Annotated in this window: 19 protein-coding genes; 13 read left to right on the plus strand and 6 right to left on the minus strand. The window is 56.6% G+C overall.

Features of this window, described 5'->3' with window-relative positions:
* Window positions 1–74: 74 nt before the first annotated feature.
* The 4 genes from DC3_RS20645 (at window position 75) to DC3_RS20660 (ending at window position 3,115) form a co-directional block, all read left to right on the plus strand.
* Window positions 75–503 (plus strand): hypothetical protein, encoded by a 429-nt coding sequence (locus tag DC3_RS20645; RefSeq protein ID WP_146887751.1) that lies wholly within the window; start codon window positions 75–77, stop codon window positions 501–503.
* Window positions 504–551: 48 nt separating this feature from the next.
* Window positions 552–1,130 (plus strand): GNAT family N-acetyltransferase, encoded by a 579-nt coding sequence (locus DC3_RS20650; RefSeq protein ID WP_146887753.1) that lies wholly within the window; start codon window positions 552–554, stop codon window positions 1,128–1,130.
* Window positions 1,127–1,711, plus strand: a complete 585-nt coding sequence (locus tag DC3_RS20655; protein ID WP_146887755.1) for a GNAT family N-acetyltransferase — start codon at window positions 1,127–1,129, stop codon at window positions 1,709–1,711. Before DC3_RS20650 ends, DC3_RS20655 begins: the two co-directional genes overlap by 4 nt.
* Window positions 1,712–1,921: 210 nt before the next feature.
* Window positions 1,922–3,115, plus strand: a complete 1,194-nt coding sequence (locus DC3_RS20660; RefSeq protein ID WP_146887757.1) for an aspartate aminotransferase family protein — start codon at window positions 1,922–1,924, stop codon at window positions 3,113–3,115.
* Between the two features lie 57 nt (window positions 3,116–3,172).
* Here the strand turns inward: DC3_RS20660 and DC3_RS20665 are convergent, their stop codons facing one another.
* On the minus strand, window positions 3,173–3,700 hold the full coding sequence (locus tag DC3_RS20665; RefSeq protein ID WP_146887759.1) for a DUF1572 family protein: 528 nt from the start codon (window positions 3,698–3,700) through the stop codon (window positions 3,173–3,175).
* 65 nt (window positions 3,701–3,765) lie between these two features.
* Between DC3_RS20665 and DC3_RS20670 the strand changes: the two genes are divergently transcribed.
* Genes DC3_RS20670 through DC3_RS20700 form a run of 7 tightly spaced genes read left to right on the plus strand, consistent with a single transcriptional unit; the run spans window position 3,766 to window position 7,733 of the window.
* Complete coding sequence (locus DC3_RS20670; protein WP_186816163.1) at window positions 3,766–4,014, plus strand: DUF3006 family protein; 249 nt, start codon at window positions 3,766–3,768, stop codon at window positions 4,012–4,014.
* Window positions 4,011–4,919: a ComEC/Rec2 family competence protein gene (locus DC3_RS20675; protein ID WP_246130758.1), complete on the plus strand. Its 909-nt coding sequence runs from the start codon at window positions 4,011–4,013 to the stop codon at window positions 4,917–4,919. The genes DC3_RS20670 and DC3_RS20675 overlap by 4 nt, the downstream gene beginning before the upstream one ends.
* Window positions 4,916–5,212: a nucleoside triphosphate pyrophosphohydrolase gene (locus tag DC3_RS20680; RefSeq protein WP_146887763.1), complete on the plus strand. Its 297-nt coding sequence runs from the start codon at window positions 4,916–4,918 to the stop codon at window positions 5,210–5,212. Before DC3_RS20675 ends, DC3_RS20680 begins: the two co-directional genes overlap by 4 nt.
* The gene (locus DC3_RS20685; protein WP_146887765.1) at window positions 5,205–5,405 is read left to right on the plus strand and encodes a nucleoside triphosphate pyrophosphohydrolase family protein; all 201 of its coding nucleotides are present in this window, start codon (window positions 5,205–5,207) and stop codon (window positions 5,403–5,405) included. Before DC3_RS20680 ends, DC3_RS20685 begins: the two co-directional genes overlap by 8 nt.
* A gap of 21 nt (window positions 5,406–5,426) precedes the next feature.
* Window positions 5,427–6,155, plus strand: a complete 729-nt coding sequence (locus tag DC3_RS20690; protein ID WP_146887767.1) for an alpha/beta hydrolase — start codon at window positions 5,427–5,429, stop codon at window positions 6,153–6,155.
* Between the two features lie 52 nt (window positions 6,156–6,207).
* The gene (locus DC3_RS20695; RefSeq protein WP_146887769.1) at window positions 6,208–6,996 is read left to right on the plus strand and encodes a MerR family transcriptional regulator; all 789 of its coding nucleotides are present in this window, start codon (window positions 6,208–6,210) and stop codon (window positions 6,994–6,996) included.
* Window positions 6,993–7,733, plus strand: coding sequence for an alpha/beta hydrolase (locus DC3_RS20700; RefSeq protein WP_146887771.1), 741 nt, complete (start codon window positions 6,993–6,995; stop codon window positions 7,731–7,733). The genes DC3_RS20695 and DC3_RS20700 overlap by 4 nt, the downstream gene beginning before the upstream one ends.
* Before the next feature lie 230 nt (window positions 7,734–7,963).
* On the opposite strand, the gene lepA is transcribed toward DC3_RS20700, so the two are convergent.
* Window positions 7,964–9,757, minus strand: a complete 1,794-nt coding sequence (gene lepA, locus DC3_RS20705) for a translation elongation factor 4 (RefSeq protein ID WP_146887773.1) — start codon at window positions 9,755–9,757, stop codon at window positions 7,964–7,966.
* A 129-nt stretch (window positions 9,758–9,886) separates the two neighbouring features.
* A complete protein-coding gene (locus tag DC3_RS20710; RefSeq protein ID WP_186816164.1) occupies window positions 9,887–10,996 on the minus strand; it encodes a winged helix DNA-binding domain-containing protein in 1,110 nt (369 codons plus the stop codon).
* Between the two features lie 37 nt (window positions 10,997–11,033).
* Here DC3_RS20710 and DC3_RS20715 point away from each other — a divergent pair, with 37 nt between their 5' ends.
* Together DC3_RS20715 and DC3_RS20720 are read left to right on the plus strand one after the other, a co-directional pair.
* Window positions 11,034–11,516 (plus strand): bacteriocin immunity protein, encoded by a 483-nt coding sequence (locus DC3_RS20715; protein ID WP_146887776.1) that lies wholly within the window; start codon window positions 11,034–11,036, stop codon window positions 11,514–11,516.
* 79 nt (window positions 11,517–11,595) lie between these two features.
* Entirely contained in the window at window positions 11,596–12,849 is a 1,254-nt protein-coding gene (locus tag DC3_RS20720; protein ID WP_146887778.1) for a DUF4127 family protein, read from the plus strand.
* 81 nt (window positions 12,850–12,930) lie between these two features.
* Here DC3_RS20720 and DC3_RS20725 read toward each other — a convergent pair whose 3' ends face one another.
* The 3 genes from DC3_RS20725 to DC3_RS20735 all read right to left on the minus strand — a co-directional run bounded on the left by DC3_RS20725 (window position 12,931) and on the right by DC3_RS20735 (window position 16,189).
* A complete protein-coding gene (locus tag DC3_RS20725) occupies window positions 12,931–13,776 on the minus strand; it encodes a DMT family transporter (protein WP_186816165.1) in 846 nt (281 codons plus the stop codon).
* A 1-nt stretch (window position 13,777) separates the two neighbouring features.
* Window positions 13,778–14,572, minus strand: a complete 795-nt coding sequence (locus DC3_RS20730; RefSeq protein WP_186816166.1) for a glucodextranase DOMON-like domain-containing protein — start codon at window positions 14,570–14,572, stop codon at window positions 13,778–13,780.
* A 276-nt stretch (window positions 14,573–14,848) separates the two neighbouring features.
* Window positions 14,849–16,189 carry a gluconeogenesis factor YvcK family protein gene (locus DC3_RS20735; RefSeq protein ID WP_146887782.1) on the minus strand — a complete coding sequence of 447 codons (1,341 nt, stop codon included), beginning with the start codon at window positions 16,187–16,189 and terminating at the stop codon, window positions 14,849–14,851.
* Window positions 16,190–16,316 lie beyond the last annotated feature (127 nt).

Below are 16,316 nucleotides of genomic sequence, written 5' to 3' on the forward strand. Positions count from 1 at the left end.
GTTCCCAAAGGAACTGCACTTTTTGCTGCACCTGGCTTCATGCGCAAAACAGGACAGGACCGTATCATAAAGACATGAAAAAAGCCCTGATCACCTTGCTGCTCCTGTGTGCCCCTGTTGCCTTTGCCCAGACGGCAGCTGAACTCGTGGTGGTGACGGCCATCGCCTCCACGCTGGACAGCAGTGTTTCTCTGCCCAGAGGAACCTACAAATACACCAACCCCCAGACAGCCCAGAAATTTGCACAGAACCTGGGTGCAGATGCCAGCAAGTATCAGAATTACGAAATGTACGTGGCCACGGGCATCATTGCAAAGCTGGCTCCGGGCTTTGTACAACAGCTGGAAACCAACTTTGCAGCTGCAGGTTATTTCAAAGCTTCAAGCAGCAGCAATGCCACCACCACCCGCAGCGAGTTCAGCAACGACGAAGGCAAAACCCTGCTGCTGTTCACCGTCTACCAGAAAGACACCGTGTATTTCCTGGTGGGCCGCAAGAAATAAGCCACACAGCCAACTGACACCATCAACCCAACTGTTTTACCCTGAGACATGACACGACCACAGATCATGCCAGGAACACATGTCTTTCTGAGCAGGCTGCGACCGGAAGACCTGCACACCATTTACCAGCACATCAATCAGGCTGAGTATGCCACCTATGGAGATGGATATGCTCAGCCTTTTGCATTGGAAACCCTGGAACAACGGCATGCCCAGCGCCTGAAAGATCCCCATCGGGTGGACTTCGGTATTTTCTTGCAGGAGTCCGAGACCCTGATTGGAAGGGTTTTCCTGCACAACATTTCCTTGCATCACCAAACGGCCACCCTGGGAATAGGAATTTTCCGAACAGACCTGCTGGGAAAAGGCCACGGTACAGAAGCCACCCGCCTGATGGTGGAGTATGGCATGTTCCATCTGAACCTCTACAACATCGATCTGCTGGTGTTCTCAGACAACATGCGGGCCATCCGGGCCTACCAGAAGGTGGGTTTCCGCATTCTGGGAGAGCGTCGGGGCAGTGCTGTGCTGGGAGGCCGCCGCATCAACGACACCTGGATGGACATCACCCGCGACGAGGTGGACCTGGGGCACCTCAGGGAGCGCTATTTTGGGGTAACGCCATGAACCCTGTGCTGTTTCGTGGAAAGAAAGTCATGCTGGGGGTTCTGGAACGCACAGACATTCCTGACATTGCCTCTCACTTCCAGAATCCTGGCATGACCCTGTACATGTATGGTTACGGAAAAACCTTCTCGCTGGAGGAGGAATACCAGTGGTATGACAGCACCATCAGCAATCCAGACAATGTGACCTTTGGCATCCTGACGCTGGAAGGCACCGTGATGGGAAGCTGTTCGCTGTTTGACATCAACCACCGCATGGGGACCGCCACCTTTGGCATCTGCATCTGGAAACCTGACTTCTGGAGCAAGGGTTATGGCACCGAGGCCACCCGGTTGATGGTGGAGTACGGCATGTTTCACCTCAACCTCTACAACATTGATCTGACTGTATATTCATTCAACCCCCGTGGCATTCAGGCTTACCTGAAAGCAGGCTTCCGCGAGGTGGGCCGCCGCAGGGGGGCCGCCCTGCTGGGCCATGAACGTTTTGACAGGGTCTGGATGGAGATCACCCGCGACGAGGTGGACCTCAGTGGCATGCGTGCAATGGTGCCTCTGCTGGAAAGTGGTCCCAGGGACTGAAGCAAAATGGTACTGTTCAAAAGGGCTGCTGATCGGCAAAATGGAGCATGTTCCCTGAGAACAGCGTCCTTGCAGCAATGCAAAGAACATCAGGAACAGACCCAGACAGCAAACGCATATTTATGCTGAAACCCTGACAGCTGAAACGCTAGAAGTTTCAGCCTGAACCCGACCATCACCCTTTAAAATAGAGGCAAGAAGGAGAAGCACATGACTGCAACCACCCCCAACTGGCTGGAACTGGAACAGAAATACGACAGCGGCGTGTACAACAAGCACCAGGTCGTGATGGTCAAAGGCAAAAACGCCACCGTCTGGGACAGCGAAGGCAACGAATACATCGACTGCGTCGGTGGTTATGGTGTCGCCAACATCGGCCACTGCAATGAGGACGTGGTGGAGGCCATCAAACAGCAGGCAGAAACCCTGCTGGTGATGCCCCAGACCCTCCCCAACGACAAGCGCGCCGAGTTCCTGGAAGAACTGGTGAGCGTGCTGCCCGAGGGCATGAACCGCATCTTCCTGTGCTCCACCGGCACCGAAGCCATGGAAGCTGCCAAGAAGTTCGCCATCACCGCAACGAATGGCCGCACCAAATTCATCGCCATGAAACGGGGTTTCTCCGGTCGTACTCTGGGCGCACTGGCCTTCACCTGGGAACCCAAGTACCGCGAGCCCTTCAAGGGCGTGATGGACCAGAACGTGGAATTCATCACCTACGGTGACATTGAGGCCCTGAAAGCCGCCATCGACGAGAACACCGCTGCCGTGATCATGGAGCCTGTGCAGGGTGAGGGTGGTGTGCGTCCTGGTGCAGTGGAGTTCATCCAGGCTGCCCGTCAACTGACAAAAGAGAAAGGTGCCCTTCTCATTCTGGACGAGATCCAGACCGGCTTTTGCCGCACCGGAAAAATGTTTGCCTGTGAGCACTCAGGTGTGGTGCCAGACGGCATGACCCTCGCCAAAGCCATGGCAGGGGGCGTGCCCATCGGAGCCTTCGCCATGAATGCCGAAGTGGCCGACAGGATGCCCAAAGGCGGACACGGCACCACTTTTGGAGGAAACCCTCTGGCCATGGCTGCAGGTGTCGCTGCCATCCGCTTCATGAAGAAGAACCAGCTCTGGAAGCAGGCCGAGGAAAAGGGCAATTACTTCATGCAGAAACTGCGTGAAATCGGCAGCCCCAAAATCCGCGAGGTGCGCGGCCTGGGCCTGATGATCGGCGTGGAACTCAAAGAGAAAAGTGCCCCTTACATCACTGCCCTGGAGCACGAGCACCACGTCCTGACCCTGCAGGCCACCCCTCTGGTGGTGCGCTTCCTGCCCCCCCTCACCATCTCCTACGAGCAGATCGATCAGGCAGTGGCTGCGTTTAAAACCGTTCTGGAAACGGTTGAAGGCTGAGACACACCTTGCAACAATTGTCCCCCTGATCTCAGGGGGATTTTACTTTGTCTGAACTTATTTCTTCTCTTCCATCTGCTGGTTGAACTGCTCGCTCCGGTTTCTGGGAATGCTCAGGGTTTTCCACTGTTCACTTTTCAGGTGCTTGGCCAGAAACACAATCTGCCCCACGTGATAGGCAGCATGGGCCAATTGACGTTCAATGGCTTCCAGAACCGTGTGATCCTCACCCCGAATCTTGATGGTGTAATGCAGGTCCGGCACCTGCTGCAGTCCTTCAAAAGCAAGTGTCCAGCCCTGCTCCCATGCAGCCATCAGAGACGCACGGGTGTCACCATCAATGATGAATTCGCCATCCCGGTTGCGGTCTGGTTTCTCCCCATCTTCGGTCAGGTAGTTGGTCCATCTGGAGCGCATGTTCCCAGCAAGGTGCTTCACAATCAGGGCCAGGCTGTTGCTTTCGCTGTCAATGGTCTGAAAGAATTCTTCGTCGGAGACCTGGGCGAGGGCTTTTTCTGCCAGTGCACGGTACGTGGTGAACACCTTGTGGGTCGTCTGCAGGTAATGTTCTGTGAGTCTGTCCATAACCCAATATAAGGTTCTCTTGCAGTTCAGGAAGCCCCTTCATGCAGGCGGTGTACACTACCCCTATGGCACAGTGGATTGTGGAAGGCTTCGAAAACGACCTCGTGCGGCTGGAATTCGGAGACCGGTTGCTGGATTTTCCCCGTCACCTGCTTCCAGACATCAAGGTGGGCGATGTGCTGCTGCTGAAACAGCAGGGAAGCTGGTTTCGCTTTGTGGTGGACCGGGAAACCACAGAGCTTCTGAAGCAGGAGACGCGGGAGGCCCTCGCTGACCTCAATGCCCACGCCCCCGAGGGAGACATCAAAATATGAGCCATCAGAAGAACGCCCTCCCGCCTGTGGTGGTCCTGGTCCTGGCCGTTGTGCTTGCGGGCTATTACTTCCTGCAGCCCGGATCACAGGAAACAAAAACCACCTCACCTGCACCCTCAGGTGAATTTGATGCCTCGGGTGGGGTCATGAAAATTCAGTTTCTGGATGTCGGTCAGGGGGATGCCATCCTGGTGACCAGTCCAGAGGGCAAAACCATGCTTTATGACGGAGGACGCAGCACCTCCCGCATGAAGGAACACATTGAAGAACTGGGCCTCACAAAGCTGGACATCATGGTCGCCAGCCATGGAGATTTTGACCACATCAACGGCCTGAACGAGGCTGTGAAGCTGAAACCCACCTACTTCATCAACAACGGCATTGCTGCCGACACCGCCACGTACCGCAAGCTCATCCGGGCCGTGAAGGCTGCGAAAACCCAGGGTCTGGTGGCCCGGGACCGCAACATTGAGCTGGGCAGCGTCAAACTGCATGTCTTCGACATCCCAAAAGGACTGGGAGATGACCAGAATGCCAACAGTGTGGGCATCCTGATTGAGAGGGGAAGCTTCAAGGCTTTTCTGGGCGGAGACAGCGAAAAAGACACCATGGAAGGCTGGCTCAATCAGTACAGCAAGGTCCTTAAGGAAGTCAATGTCTACAAGAGTGCCCACCACGGCAGCCCTCACAATGACAATGCAGAATTCCTCTCTGTGGTGAGTCCAGAAGTGGTGGTGATCGGGGTGGGACCGAACAACTACGGTCATCCCTCTGAAGAGGCCATCGACCTGTACAAAAAATACAGTGAGCATCTTTACCGCACAGACCTCAATGGCATGGTGACCATAGAGGTGGATGCCTCCGGACATTACCGCACAACAACCGAAAAAGGGCGTGAAGAATGAAACTGGTTCGTGACCATGCCCGGGAGCAGCACAGCGAGGCCCATTTTGAGCGTCTCTCCGAAGAGGACTTCCCCAGATACCTGCGCCTGAAACTGCAAGAAGAAGTGCAGGAATACCTTGCCCAGTCCAGCGCAGAAGAACTGGCAGACATCCTAGAAGTGGTTTATGCTCTTGCAGAACTGCAGGGCATCCAGAAAGACAACCTGGAAGCCCTCAGGGAAGTCAAGGCCAGAGAACAGGGCACTTTCAGAGAGCGTCTGGCTCTGGTCCGCAAGGAGCCCACACATGGATGAAGCCCTGAAAACCGCCCTGAAGGACCTCACGGACCGTTACCTGCAAAACGAATCCCTGGAAGACCTCACCGACCTGCTGGAAGTGGTGTTTTCGCTGGCTGCCACCCACGGCGTTTCCAGCGTGGAACTGCAGGCCCTGGTGATGGAAAAACTGGCCCGCCAGGAGCGTTTCGAGGAACTGCTGGAAGACTGAACCCTTTTTGCTGGAGGCACCATGAAAGTCACCCTGTTCATGCTGGTTCTGCTGCTGGGGAGTGCTGACGGTCAGAAGAACATCTCCTTCCCCGCCGCAGATGGACAGCAGGTTCATGGTGTACTGTACGCCAATCCAGAGGCCAGAGCAGTGCTGTTGCTGTTCCACCAGTCCTGGTCCAACCACGCCGAATACGCCCCAATTGCACCCCGGTTTGTGAAGCTGGGGTTTGTTGTTCTCGCCACCGACCAGCGGTACGGGGGGTCCATGTACGGAGAACGCAACCTTACTTTTGATGCCTATCCTGGGGTTTACACCTTTGAGGAGGTGTTGCCGGATCTGGAAGGTGCAGTCCAGTGGAGCAGGAAAGCCCATCCTGGAAAACCCATCTGGCTCATGGGCAGCAGTTATTCCGCTGCGCTGGTGTTTGTGGTGGCCGCGAAACATCCTGAAGTGAAGGCCGTGCTGGCCTTTTCCCCTGCGGAATACCTGAGAGATGGGCAGGCTGTCCGCGAAGCGGCAAGAACCCTCAAACAAACCTCTGTCTTTCTGACAGGGATGCACACCGCCAGTGAAATTCTGGGCTGTCAGCAAGTCTACGATGCGCTCCCTTCAAGGGACAAAACCATGTTCATTCCGCACAAGCTGGGAACCCACGCCGCCAACATCCTGAGGCCCGAGATGAAACAACTCGGCGGAGCTGAGGTCTGGAGCGCCGTGACCCATTTCGTGAAAACCCACCTGCCCTGATCCCTTGACCCTCCTGCAGGGGACGGGTTGTAACCTGTTTTCAGGGAGGAGCATGAAAAACCTGATTTCCATTGGCCGCTTCGCCCAGTTGACCGGACTGAGTGTCAAAGCCCTGCGTTTTTATGAGTCGCTGGGGCTGCTGATGCCCGCAGTGGTCGATCCTGAAACCGGATACCGGTACTACCGTTTCTACCAGAGAGGGCTGGCAGAACGCATCCGCAGCCTGCGTGAACTGGACCTCTCTCTGGATGAGGTGCAGCAGGTCACGCAGGCCGACATGACCGTTCAGCAGGCTCTGCAGATTCATGCCTCCAGGCTGGAAGTGCAGATCCGCGAAAAACAGGAGCTCTTGCAGAAGGTTTATCTGGCCCAGCAGGACATGCAGGATTACCCGGTGCAGGTCCAGCAGAAAAAACCTTACGCTGTGCTTTCCTGTCCGCATGGCACCACCCTGACCACCTGTGAACAGGACCGTGAACGGATGCACCAGATGCTGCTGGAACAGGCCAGAGAAGCCCACCTGAAACCCACCCAGGCGCCCTACACCTATCACCCACCCCAGGGCGGCTTTGACCCCCAGAACTATCAGGCGGTCCTCTGCCTGCCTGTGCACACCCCAGGCCCGGAGACCCATCCGGGGTTCTCTGGAACGGTGGTCAGTACCCTGCACGCAGGCAACCACACCCACCTGCATCTCGCCTATCAGGCCCTCGCAGCCCACGTGGAAAAACACCAGTTGCGCCGCACAAGCCCATGGTGCGAGAGTTACCATGCCGGACTCGGGGATGGGGCCTCTCCCATCGTTGAAATCTGGTGTGTGATCGAAGGAGAACCCACATGAAAAACCGACTGTTTCTGAATGGCGTGTTGTTGAGTGCAGTGCTTCTGGGGAGTCTGGCACAGGCCCAGACAGCCCTCACCCTGAAAGCCAGCGACGGCCTGATCCTGCACGCCACCCAGTACCCCAACCCTCAGGCCAGAGCGGTGCTTTTGATGTTCCATCAGGCGGGTTCCAACAAAGCGGAATACGCTCCCATCGCACCTGAATTCGTCAAGCTGGGTTTTGCAGGACTGGCGCTCGATCAACGCTCGGGAGGCTCACAGTTTGGAGCTGAAAACCAGACGGTAAAAGGGGCCAGCAGGACCTACAGTTCCACAGAGACCCTGCCCGATTTTGATGCCGCCATTGCCTGGGCCAGAAAAGCCCATCCCGGAAAACCCATCTGGCTCATGGGCAGCAGCTACTCATCTGCACTGGTGTTTCTGGTGGCCGCAAAACACCCCGAGGTCCAGGCCCTGCTCAGTTTCTCTCCAGATGAGTACGGCGAAGGCAGCACCGCCATCAAAGATGCAGCAAAAAAAGTCCAGCACACCGCAGTGTTCATCACCTGCGCCAAAAGCGAGGCGCAGGCTGCCAGGGGCATTTTTGAAGCCGTGAAAAGCCCGGAGAAAACCCTTTACGTCCCTCAAAAGTTTGGCAAACACGGAGCAAGTGTTCTGCGTCCTGAAGGGGCTGTTTTCGGGGGTACAGAAACCTGGGGTGCTGTGAAGGCATTTGTGAAAAATCATCTGAAGTAGGTTCAATGGGGTGGGGATTTGAGAGCACTGAGGCTTAAATCCCCCTGCCTTTCGCGTTGCTCAAGGCGGTCCCCCTTATTAAGGGGGATCGGTGGACATCTGAGATTCCATCCAGAACAACCAGAAACCCCCCTTCGTCAAGGGGGGACAGTGCCGGGCGCAGCGCGGCACAGGGGGGATCTGACCCTCAGTGCACCCAGAAGAAGAAAGCACCCAGAGTCGGGGAAAACTCAATCGTCGTCATTGGACAGCACGGCAAGGAAAGCTTCCTGGGGAACCTCCACGGTACCGATCTGCTTCATGCGGGCTTTGCCCTTCTTCTGCTTGTCCAGCAGTTTCTTCTTGCGCGAAATGTCCCCACCGTAACACTTGGCAAGAACGTCTTTGCGGTAGGCTTTCACGGTGGCGCGGGCGATGATCTTGCCCCCGATGGTGGCCTGCACGGGAACGGCCCACATCTGTCTGGGGATCACTTCAGCCATCTTGTCGACGATTTTGCGGCCCAGAGAGTATGCCTTGTCCTCGTGGATGATCACGGCGAGGGCATCCACAAGCTCGTTGTTGACCATGATGTCCACTTTCACCAGGTCGCCTTCACGGTAACCGATCTGCTCGTAGTCCATGCTGGCGTATCCGCGGGAGATGGATTTCAGGCGGTCGTGGAAATCGTAGAGGATCTCTGCAAAGGGCACCTCGTACAGCAGTTCCACCCGGCGGCCCGGGTAGTTCATGGTGATCAGGACACCCCGGCGTTCCTGCAGGAGTTGCATCACAGGCCCGACGTACTCTTCTGGCAGCATGATCGAGAGCTTGATGTAAGGCTCCTCGATCAGTTCAATGCGGTCACGGGTGGGGAATTCTGCAGGGTTCTGGGTTTCCAGCACGGTCCCGTCCGAGAGGGTCAGGCGGTACACCACGGCAGGGGCTGTGGCGATCAGGTCCAGATCGAATTCACGTTCCAGACGTTCCTGAACAATTTCTGCGTGCAGCAGTCCCAGGAAGCCGCAACGGAACCCGAAGCCCAGAGCCTCGGAGGTTTCAGGTTCAAAGCTGAAAGCGGCGTCGTTCAGCTGCAGTTTTTCCAGCGCTTCACGCAACTTGCGGTAATCTTCCGTGCTGGTGGGGTAAAGCCCTGAGAACACCACAGGCTGAGCGGCTTTGAATCCGGGGAAGGGGGTGTCCGTGGGACGGTCCTTCTGGGTGATGGTGTCTCCGACCAGAGCATCATGGATGTCCTTGATGCTGGCCGCAACCCAGCCCACCGCTCCGGCTTTCAGTTCATCTCCGACCACCAGACCGGGAGAGAAAAAACCCACCTTGTCCACATCGAAGGTCTTGCCGGTGGACCACATCATGATGGTGTCCTTGGGCCTCAGGGTCCCTTCGAGCACCCGGATGAAGCTGATCACGCCCTGGTAGGCATCGTAAAAGCTGTCAAAGATCAGGGCCTTGAGAGGGGCTTCGGGGTCTCCTGGAGGCTCGGGAATACGTTCCACAATGGCTTCCAGGATGTCCTCAATGCCAATCCCTGATTTGCCTGAAGCCAGGATGGCATCATCTGCAGAGATGCCGATGACTTCTTCAAGCTCTCTGGCTGCAGCTTCCGGGTCTGCGGCGGGCAGGTCGATCTTGTTGATCACCGGAATGATTTCCAGGTTGTTGTCGATGGCAAGGTAGGCGTTCACGATGGTCTGCGCCTCCACCCCCTGCGAGGCGTCCACAAGCAGCAGAACCCCTTCACAGGCCGAGAGGCTGCGGGAGACCTCGTAATTGAAATCCACGTGTCCGGGCGTGTCAATCAGGTTGAAGGTGTAGGAGATCCCGTCACTGGCTCGATTGTAGGTCAGGCGCACAGGTGTGCTCTTGATGGTGATGCCACGTTCACGTTCCAGTTCCAGGGTGTCCAGGGTCTGGTCGCGTTTGTCGCGTTCTCCCATCGCCCCGAGTTTTTCGAGGATGCGGTCTGCCAGGGTGCTTTTCCCGTGGTCGACGTGCGCGATGATGCTGAAGTTCCTTACGTTCACCCAAGCAGTTTACTACGTTCCGGGTTGTTTCTGGAAAAGGATTTAAAGAGCGGTCAGCCCTCAGCAGTCAGCTTTCAGCGCAAGACCCCGAAACCTTTCATCCCTGATCTGCGATTCAGGAATCCCACTTCAAAACCCAGAGAACTGCACCTGATTCTCAGTGCCCTCCTCTGCCACAAAATCCAGCAATTTCAGGCCTTCTTGCACCAGCATGTCTCTGTCCTGCTTTGAAAAGGGCTGGAACATCTGCACCCTGAGCACATTCCCTTTCTGACCTTCTTCAACCTTCCATAGTCCTTGAACAAAACCATCGATCAGCACCGCAGAGCGGATGATCCCGTTGCGGGTGAAGACCTTTTCCTTTGCTGCAGCGTCCATCACACGGCTGCGGTCAAAGTGGGACAGCAACAGGTTGTCAAACTCTGGCAGAAAACGGGGTGAAATGGGCAGGTCGGGATCTGGCAGTGCAGCATCTGCCAGATCAAAAAGTTCTCTTCCCAGTTCGTCTCTGAAAGTGCGAAGTACACCCTGCCGCTCCTGCAATGCAGGTTTCAGGCTGGTGAGGCCACTCCAGACCGAAATGTCTTTGAGGGTGGCAGGTCCAAACGCCCCCAGATAACGCAGAATCAGTTGCCCCAGATCAGGCCGGGAAGCAACGGCTTCACCCAGGTACACTTCCCCTGGACTGAGCAGGGCCGATTTGTGGTGTCCCCAGGTTCCGGCAGGAGGCACATGGATCAGGCCCTCAAAATTCCTTGCTGCCTGTGCAAGTGCATGCGGATCATGGTCCGGCCAGACCTCCTGCAGTTTCAGCCCAAGATCCTGATTGTTCAGGGGCTGCTGCCTGAGGATTTCGCGTGCAGCAGCAGCCACTTCTGCAGGGTCCAGTCCGTTCAGCTGTTTCCCATAGCTGCCCCGGTATTGCCTTTCCAGTACAGGCTGAATCAGAGGCTTCAACTCCAGATAATCCTGTGCAGTCACCAGATGCAGGGTGGAACGCATCAGGGCAGCACGCACCACCTTGCGCTCCTCAATCAGGCAGGTCAGGTCCGCCTTGTGAAAATGCTCCAGACGGGCCCACAGGCCCACGTAAGGCGGGTTGGGCATCTGGGCCTGCAATCCCACCAGATGCTGGATCAGGTCCAGAGGCATGGCATCTGAGCGCTGAATCAGGTGCTGTCTGTGCAGGGTGGCCCTGTTGAGGGCACGGACGCTCAGGACATCGGGTGAGGTGGGCATCTTCTCTCCTTGATGGTTCAGTTTATCCTGACGGCACATGCACGGATCACCCCCTCCAGACCAGAAGGGTTACCATGGACAGATGAACATCCGTCCCCATCTGCTCCCGCCTGAACTCGACCTTGAACTCGTGGGACAGGTGGCTGAACTTGCTGCCGATCTGCAGGACGAACCTGAAAACCCGGAATCGTCACGGCTGCTGGAGTTCAATCGGCTGACCGGGCAAAATTACACCCACAGTCATTTTCGTGGGCTTTCGGGGTCCATCGATGCACATGACTTTGCTGAGATTGCCCTCAGTCCTGTTGACCATTTCGAGGATGTACAGGATGAGGAGTTTCTGGAAATCATCCGTTTTCTGCTGGAAGGTCTGGGGTCAGAGCGGGATCTGGGCTACTGGCTGGAATTCCTGCAGCGGCACCTCCCCCATCCTTCCCCAAGCGATCTGATCTTTCAGGCAGAGCTTTCCCCTGAAGACATCTTGCACCAGCTGAAAACGTATCCTCCCATTGTGCTTTGAATCCAGAAACAAACGGTGCTGAACTGCGGGTAAATGTTCCCCTCATGGCCCTTTGTGGCTGGTGTGCTACTTCTGGAACATGAAACGCCTGCTGATTTCTGCTGCATTGCTCTCTTCTTTTGCCTCTGCCCAGATTGCGTTGTTGCCGCTGGACAGCCGTCCGGTGAATCGGGTTTACCCGGTCAAACTGGCCTCCCTGAAAGACAAAGAAACCCGCGTCCTTCCCTGGTACCGTCTGGGAAGAGGTCAGACTTCGGGAGACATCGAGATCATGCATGAATGGATCATGCAGCAGACCGATGCAGAAGTGCTCATCGTTTCACTGGACAGTGTGGCTTATGGGGGTCTGGTCCAGTCCAGAGGGGTGGACCTGCCTGCAGAAACCGCCATCGAGCGCCTGAAAGTGGTGCGGGAATGGAAGGAGAAAACCGGGAAACCCGTGTATGCCAGCATCACCATTCCCAGGCACCCCGATGCAAAATTCCGGGAACGCAACCTGACCGTGATCCGCGAGATGATGCAGTGGGCCAAAGAGGGGGTGTTCACCGACTTGCGGGTCACCTGGGACGATGCCGTGACAGGCTCCCCTGCCGTCAAAGAAGCAGAGTCCCTGAAGCCCTTGCTGGCCCCAAACATCCGCCTGTATCCGGGGGCAGACGAGGTGGCAAGTGCACTGGTCGCCAGTTACCTGAGTCCAGAACCCAGAACCCTGCGTGTGGTCTTCTCTGACCCGGCAAAAGCAAAAGAAGTCATCAAGTACGACGGTCTCCCCCTGATTGACAGCGTGAAACTGCATGCAGGGAGTGTGGGTTTTCAGGTGGTGGAAGAAAACGCCGACCTGACCCTGTTTGTGTTCAACGGCTCAAAACAGGACCCAAGATTTACAGCCATTGCTCTGAACCGCCTGAGTGGCCCCCTCAGTGTGGTGGACATCAACCGGGTGAACCAGGGCACCGTGCGCCTGTGGAAGGACCTCACCACCCTGAAACGCACCCCTGATCTCATGAGCCTCTCCGGGTGGGGCACCCCTGGCAACAACCTGGGCACGGCTCTCGCCCATGCCAAACTGGCCCTTTCTGGCGTGGACCCCGAGAAACAGCAGGAAACCCTGGCTTACGAGTACGCCAACGATGTGCTTTTCAGTGCACTCCTCAGACCGGACATCCGCAAGCACTTCCAGGAAAACCAGATGGGATCAAAAGAAGCCTGGGAATACCTGCAGAAAGTCATTCCAGAATTGAAACTCTTCTCTGGGTATGTGATCAAAGGGGCTGGACTCCCCTGGGACCGTTCTTTCGAGTGGGAATTTGATGTGGAAAAAGCAGAGCCCTGAATTTGAGACACCCACCAACGTCCCCCTCCTCAGGGGGACAGCCTCGAACGCAGTGAGAGGCAGGGGGTCAGAGGCAGGCGGTCATTTCTTCGCAGGCAGCGTTGTGACCAGCACTGCACCAAGCACCACCGCTGCGCCCACCAGGGCCAGTGGAGACAGAAATTCCCTGAACACCACTGCAGCAAGCAGGGCAGCGATGACCGGTTCCAGGCTGGCAATCACGCTAGCCTGCACGGCTGGGATGCGTTTCAGGGCAGAACTGTAGGCCCAGTAAGCAAAGTAGGTGCTGACCACCCCGATGCAGATCAGGATGCCCCAGGCTGCCGGGGTTTTGCTGTGAAAGTCCACAAAGGGCAGGAGTCCAAGAGCACCCACCGGAAGGGCCAGGGCATACAGGCTGATCGGAGCGTACCTGTTGAAAAACAGTTTGCCGTACAGGTAGTACAGGGCATAGGTGAATCCTGCGAGCAGGCCCCAGCCCAGGCTCACGGCTGTGACGTTCACCTTGCTGCCGCCTCCGAGGGAGATCAGGGCGACCCCCACAATGGTCAGGGTGACCAGCAGGGCATTGCGCAGCCCAAAGGCCTCTTTCAGAAAAAGTCGGGCCATGATGGCCACAAAGGCGGGCGCAGTGTACAGCAGAACACTGGCCAGGCTGACCCCTCCGGTGTTTACAGCAAGCTGGTATGAGCCGTAGAAAACACTGCCTCCCAGCAATCCGAACAGCACAGTGGCCCAGGCATCTCTGGATTTGAGGGGAGGGTCCTGGGAAAAGCGGCTGTGCAGAAAGTACAGGCTTCCGGCCATCACTGCCCGCCAGAAAGCGACCTCCAGAGGGGTGAGTCCCTGCTGGACCGCCAGTTTGCCGAAAATACCCAGAGTGCCCCAAAGGGCTGCAGCAGTCAAAAGAAGCACGTATGGCAGCATGTCAGTCCAGGTTGGCTTTGTATTCGAAATTCTGCTTGCTGTCCTGTTTTGCTCTGCGGTTCATCAGGACAATGGTGGAGATGACCACGCCCACCATGCCCAGTGTTCCCATGATCAGCAGAATCCAGGGTCGGAAATCCTGCAGGTCGCCCACAGGGGGGAGGGTGCGCTGGATGTAAGATCGGCTCTGGTCTCCCTGGGCCAGCACATCCACAGGTGCAGGCGGGTTGTTGAGGCGACTGGTGAGGTGGTAGGGATTGTTGTCGTTCACCGGGGTCACCAGACCTGCGGGGGTGAGGGGATCAAACAGGCTGACCGTCACCCAGTATTCGTATTGCCCTGCTGGAATGGGGGTCTGCACCTTGATGGTGGTGCCAGAGGTGCTGACTTTGATGTCTTCCGGGTTCAGTTTCTCCGGGGTCAGTCTGGGCACCCGGTAAAACTCCTTGTTGAATCCCGAAAGGTGCAGGTGGTACTGCCATCCCTGTCCTGGAGGGGTTTCAAAACCTGTATCGCCCAGTGTGGTGCTGCCCCCCACCCGGGTTTTGATGAAGATGTCCAGAATGGGCGTGGAAAACCCCAGGGGTGCATCCAAAGGATTCGACAATCCCCCCAGACCAATGTCCAGGCTGAGTTTGCCGTCTTCATCGCTGGCCACGAAACTTCGCAGGTCCAGGCTGTTTCGATCGGTGGCACTTAAATTCTCAGGCAGATGGTAGGTGCCATCTCCCAACACGTCCCCGCTCGGGTCAGGGTAATTCAGTAGGAGGGTTGCAAGGACCGCAGAAATGAGCACTCTGGCAGTATAAAACAAGAGGGTTAGAATGTCAGGGGGCAGGATACAGGGCAAGCGCAAAGTCGCTGATGGGTCATTGTCGCTTGCAAAAGCTGTCAGCCATCAGCGCTCAGCGTTCAGCGCAGCAACACCTGTGTGCTTTCTGTTCAACCAGATCATGCGGCTGCTTTGCCCTGCAGGACGGTTCAGACTTTGCTGTGGCTTTTGGCAAAAGCATCCTTCCATCTTTTGCTGATGGCTGATCGTTGACCACTGATCGCTCATCCCCTCCAAAGCTCAGTGCAGGGTCCTGCGTCTGGGTGCGTACAGCTGCTCTGTGATGGCTCGGGACACCAGATAAGGGTCGTGCTGTCCATTGCCGATGGCCACCAGTGGAGCCCGTTCAACCCGACCCAGCCATTTCTCTGGAAGGGGGTCCTTGCTGAGTTCACGCGCACCCTCTTTCTGGTAACGGTTTAACACATCGCTCTGCAATGGGCTGTCGTTGACCAGAATCACATCAGGGTCTCTGCCCATGTGGCGCACCAGCATGTCAATGTGTCCCTGCAGGCTGAGGTCGTCGGTTTCACCGGGTTCGGACATGATGTTGGTGACGTAAATGAGTTTTGCCTTGCTGTGCTGAATGGCCTTGCGCACCTCTGGAACCAGCACGGTGGGAATCAGGGAAGTGAAGAGGCTTCCAGGGCCAATCACGATCAGTTCGGCGTCCATCAGGGCGTCAATGACTTCCTGGGGGGCTCGCACTTCAGGTGGGTCCAGCCGGACACGTTCAATGGCGCGGCCTTTGCGCAGTTCACCCAGCTGGCTTTCTCCAACAATCAATTCACCATTCTGCAGCTCTGAGACCAGAACCGCAGGGTCGTGGGTGGCGGGGAAGACCCGTCCGCGCACTTTGAGGATGTCGTTGAGGTCATGGGCAGCACCTTCAAAGTGGCCCCGTTCCTCAGAGAGGGTCGCCAGCATCAGGTTCCCGAAGGTGTGCCCCTGGATGCCTTCTCCCCTGCTGAAACGGTGCAGCAGCAGGCGGGCCAGCACAGGAGAATCTGAGAGGGCTGCAAAGCAGTCGGTCATGTCTCCGGGCGCAATCATCTGGAGGTCACGGCGGAGTTTGCCACTGCTGCCTCCATCGTCGGTCACGGCAACCACGGCAGTGATGTTGCTGGTGTATTCCTTGAGGCCGGAAAGCAGGTTGCTGAGGCCCGTTCCGCCTCCGAGGGCCACAATTTTGGGGCCTCTGGCCAGGGCATTGCGGGAGTACATGTGGTCTGCGGCCTGCGAGGGTTCGAGACCTGTGGCCTTCAGGAAGGTGCGGTTCAGTTTGTAGACGCTCCAGATGGCTCCAGTGAGGGCAAGCAGGGTCACGATCAGGCCCACGGCCCACAGGGGCATCAGTTCAGGATTGGTGAAGCTGTTGAGGAACAAAATCCATTTGGTGGCAATGAAACGATAGGGACCTGTCCACACGAAGTGCAGGAAGCCCACCATCAGAACACTCAGGCTGAGGATCAGCAGGACAAAGTAACGCTTGACGTTCATGCCTGGAGTCAACCATTTGGCCACCCGACCTGCAGTGGCGGACCGTTCGCTGATGCGACGAACCTCATGGTGCCAATTCATGTGTCAATCCTCCATTTTTGACGTGCATGGCACGTGTTGCTTCAATTCAACGGGACCGATTGTGTCTCTTTGACACCTGTCCACCGCTCCAAGGATAACCGAAAAACCGCCATGAAGATGTGAGCTG

Origin of the sequence: Deinococcus cellulosilyticus NBRC 106333 = KACC 11606 (assembly GCF_007990775.1) — a bacterium.
Classification (GTDB): Bacteria; Deinococcota; Deinococci; order Deinococcales; family Deinococcaceae; genus Deinococcus_C; species Deinococcus_C cellulosilyticus.